This is a genomic window from bacterium (assembly GCA_030648955.1).
In the GTDB taxonomy this organism is placed as follows: Bacteria; Patescibacteriota; Minisyncoccia; order Phycocordibacterales; family JAUSHB01; genus JAUSHB01.
This window is the reverse complement of record JAUSHB010000017.1, coordinates 1-3,800: the sequence shown is the minus strand read 5'-3', so window position 1 is coordinate 3,800 and position 3,800 is coordinate 1. Positions and strand designations below refer to the sequence as shown.

The 3,800-nt window shown below is 42.4% G+C and carries 4 protein-coding genes and 3 tRNA genes; 3 read left to right on the top strand and 4 right to left on the bottom strand.

Translation table 11 applies throughout. From position 1 onward, the window contains the following. Positions 1–137 precede the first annotated feature (137 nt). A tRNA-Ala gene (locus Q7S11_04510) sits at positions 138–210 on the bottom strand. 100 nt (positions 211–310) lie between these two features. Then, complete coding sequence (locus Q7S11_04505) at positions 311–1,279, bottom strand: ATP-grasp domain-containing protein (GenBank protein ID MDO8572990.1); 969 nt, start codon at positions 1,277–1,279, stop codon at positions 311–313. Positions 1,280–1,535: 256 nt separating this feature from the next. On the opposite strand from Q7S11_04505, the gene Q7S11_04500 reads away from it, so the two are divergent. Together Q7S11_04500 and Q7S11_04495 are read left to right on the top strand one after the other, a co-directional pair. Continuing rightward, positions 1,536–1,772: a GIY-YIG nuclease family protein gene (locus Q7S11_04500; protein ID MDO8572989.1), complete on the top strand. Its 237-nt coding sequence runs from the start codon at positions 1,536–1,538 to the stop codon at positions 1,770–1,772. Positions 1,773–1,777: 5 nt separating this feature from the next. Beyond that, a tRNA-Leu gene (locus tag Q7S11_04495) sits at positions 1,778–1,858 on the top strand. 246 nt (positions 1,859–2,104) lie between these two features. On the opposite strand, the gene Q7S11_04490 is transcribed toward Q7S11_04495, so the two are convergent. Next, positions 2,105–2,653 (bottom strand): peroxiredoxin, encoded by a 549-nt coding sequence (locus tag Q7S11_04490; GenBank protein ID MDO8572988.1) that lies wholly within the window; start codon positions 2,651–2,653, stop codon positions 2,105–2,107. A gap of 70 nt (positions 2,654–2,723) precedes the next feature. Here Q7S11_04490 and miaA point away from each other — a divergent pair, with 70 nt between their 5' ends. Next, positions 2,724–3,662 (top strand): tRNA (adenosine(37)-N6)-dimethylallyltransferase MiaA, encoded by a 939-nt coding sequence (miaA, locus tag Q7S11_04485; protein MDO8572987.1) that lies wholly within the window; start codon positions 2,724–2,726, stop codon positions 3,660–3,662. Here the strand turns inward: miaA and Q7S11_04480 are convergent. Further along, positions 3,648–3,737: transfer RNA gene (locus tag Q7S11_04480), tRNA-Ser, on the bottom strand. The genes miaA and Q7S11_04480 overlap by 15 nt on opposite strands. Positions 3,738–3,800: the final 63 nt, after the last annotated feature.

The following is a 3,800-nucleotide window of genomic DNA, read 5'->3' as shown; positions in this document are numbered from 1 at the left end:
GAAGTACCTGAGAACTTACCGGTCGAGTTTCTCAAAAAGAGATACTGGCGGCCTGACGTAAGTTAGAAGGTAGTAGGGTCAGAGTAGGATCCGCTCTGGCCCACAGATTTTAGAGTCTGTCTAGGCTGTGAAATTTGTGGACCCGAGCGGACTCGAACCGCTTACCTCCTCATTGCAAATGAGGCGTTCTACCAGATGAACTACGGGCCCGCACAAGTTAAAAGTTTATAAAAATTAAAAGTAGATACGAACCCACTTTATGAACTTTATAGACGTTACGGACTTTATGAACTATTCCTGCCATTCTACATTATTTTTTATTGAGAGCAAGGGTGAGGACGTGATCAATAAACTCTTCGAGCGAGAGATCTGCCGATTGAAGTGCCAAAGGCAAAAGTGATGTGTCAGTAAGACCCGGCAAACTATTTACCTCAAGAAGATAAATTCCTCGTGGTGAAACAATAAAATCAGCAACGGAATAATGTCTCATCCCTATCCCCCGATGTGCGCGTATTGCAAGTGCTTGAACAATTTCGCAGTCAGTCTCCGAAAGATTGGCGGGGGAAATTCTTTGCACTGCATCGCTGTGTTTGAGGCTGTGGTGAAAAACTTCTTCGCCATCCGGCAACACAATCTCTACAGTATGAGTTGCATGTGATTGGTCATGTTCCATGCTATCTACAACCCCGCATGATATTTCTTTTCCTTTTATAAATTCTTCTATGAGTACTGCGGGGGAATATTTAAGGGCGTATTCGATCGATTTTATAAGACCGTCTACGGTGCGCGTGAGTGAAAGTCCAACCGACGAACCACTTGATAGTGGTTTTACAACATACGGAGGAGGTATTTTTCTAAACGCATTAAGAGCTGCGTTGATACTATCTTCACCTCGACGAACCACCAATCCAAGTGGCGTCTTAATTCCCGCATGTGAAAAATGATCTTTCGCAAGCGCTTTATTCATACCCACTGCTGAAGCAAATGGTGTTGATCCAGTGTAGGGTATTCCAAACGTGTGAAGTGTTTGCTGAATTTTCCCATCCTCGCCATATTCACCATGAAGAGCATTCCACACGACATCAACCGTATGCGCAATACGCTCAACGTTAACAGGAACACCGTTTAAGTGCCAAGTACCGTCTTTTGTGATAAGAACATCGTACGCTTCATACTTGTCGCGAGAAATATTCCGAAGAACGTTTCCTCCCGTCTCAAGTGAAATATCATATTCGTGCCCCAATCCTCCGCGAATAACGCCGACTCGTATTTGTGACATAGGAAAAGTATACCGTAACTACCTTCTTTCAACAATTAACAAAATTGGGGGTTGGTGCTATATAAAAATGACTACAGTCATTTTTATATAATAGCTTCTTTAATTTAAAACAATTTAAAACTGATTCCACTCAAGATAATTTTGATTGATTTTTAAGGAGTCGTCAGCTAGAATGACTTAATGAATGCCGGAGTGGCGTAATGGTAGCCGCGCACGACCTGCCTGCCGGCAGGCAGGCTCAAAATCGTGAACAATCATGTATTATGTATACGCGATAAGCAGCAGAAAAAGATCGTATGTTTACGTTGATATATCAGACAATCCTGAGAGGCGTGTTGAACAACACAATAAAGGCTACAATAAAACTACACGCCCATACAAACCGTTTACCATAATTCTTATAAACAATTTCAGCACCAGAAGAGAAGCGAGAGAACGAGAAAAGTATTTGAAGTCAGGATTTGGTAAAGAGTACCTTAAAACATTGAAATAAAATTTGCCGGAGTGGCGTAATGGTAGCCGCGCACGACTCAAAATCGTGTCTCGTAAGAGGTGAGAGTTCAAGTCTCTCCTCCGGCACAAAATAATAAAATGCTCGGTTGTATACCGGGCATTTTATTATTTCTAACGTTAGTGGAGAGACTTGAACTTAGGAAGGGGTCGGGAAACGGGAGTTTCCCGTGGCGGAATTATTCAAACCGAGGGGTTTGAAAGCGCAGTTCGCAATAGGCGGACGAGTAGTGAAATTCTCTCCTCCGGCACCAGAATGGAACTTGTGATCACGCAAAATTAGTCGAGCTCGCTCGTCACTTTTTTATTTACCGCTTATTTTTTAAGCGATTTGAGATAGCTAAGCATCGTTTGCGCATCACTGACCTCAAATGGATCGTTGGGGCAGTCATCAGAAAATCCCGGCTCGATAAACATCTTCTTAATGTTCCCGTCTTCAACATACATACTGTAACGCCAGCTACGTTCTCCATAACCTACATCATTTTTTGAAACAAGCATTCCCATCCCCTTAGTGAACAAGGCGGAACCGTCGGGAAGCATTTTTACTTTTGTCGCTTTTTGGTGCTTACCCCACTGGAACATGACATACGCATCATTTACGCTCAAACAAATAACTTCATCAACGCCGAGCTTTTTGAATTCATCGTAGGAAGTTTCATAACCAGGCAAATGTGTTGACGAGCATGTCGGCGTAAAGGCACCCGGAAGTGCAAAGAGAACGATTTTCTTTCCCTTGAAAATTTCATCCGATGTAACATCTTGCCATCGATATGGATTTGACCCTTCCACACTCTCGTCTCGCACGCGGGTTTTGAAAATTACATCAGGAACTTTGGTTGGAATTTTTTGTTCTTTTTTCATGGTTTTATTTTTATGCTCGTAATGCTATTTCGGGACTAGTAGTATACAATATCCCGTACATCAAAACAATATGCCCAACCAAAAAATCATTGTAATGCTTGGTCCAACCGCGACGGGAAAAAGCGATCTGGCGGTTTTTCTTGCAAAAAAATTCTCCGGAGAAGTCGTTTCGGCTGATTCTCGGCAGGTATATAAAGGTCTTGATATCGGCACCGGTAAAGTCCCCCGCGACCCTACAAACTACAAACTACAAACTACAAACTATTTGTATAAGGGTGTTCCCCATCACCTTATTGACGTGGCAAATCCGAAACGGGTGTTCACGGTGTCACAGTATAAAAAATTTGGCGAGAAAGCACTCCAAGATATTTGGCAACGAGAGAAACTTCCTATCATCTGCGGAGGAACAGGATTTTATATCCAAGCACTTATTGATGGAATCATTCTGCCTGAAGTTCCTCCCAATAAAAAACTGCGCACACAACTCGAGAAAAAATCCGTAGCGGAACTTTTTACGATGCTTAAAAAACTTGACCCTCGACGCTCAAAAGAAATTGACCGTAAAAATCCCCGTCGACTTATCCGTGCAATTGAAATTGCAAAATATTTGGGAAAAGTCCCCTATTTGGAAGCAAGGCTTCCAAGCAATACGGATATTTTACAGATAGGTATTGATATGCCTGATGAGATGCTTAAGGAACGGATTGGAAAACGCCTTAAGACACGAATAAAGAAAGGGATGATACGGGAAGCGATTCGCCTCAACCGTCAAGGGCTTTCATGGAAACGAATGGAAGGACTTGGGCTTGAGTATCGCTATATGGCGCGATATTTACAAGGAAAAATTTCAAAAGAGGAAATGGTTATTCAACTTGCCCACGAAATTTGGCAGTATGCAAAACGACAACGAACGTGGTTTAAGAGAGACAAAAGAATCAAGTGGGTTTTGCCGAAACAGAAGAAAATTGTTGAAAAATTAGTAAGTGGGTTTTTGTGGCGGATGAGGTGAGATTCGAACTCACGGTACCTTTTAAAGTACGGCAGTTTAGTAAACTGCTGCCTTAAGCCACTCGGCCACTCATCCTTGTCTACTTTTTTTAAGACGTTTTGCGGACTCATGTGAATTTTCTCCTTCGAGTAGGTTTCT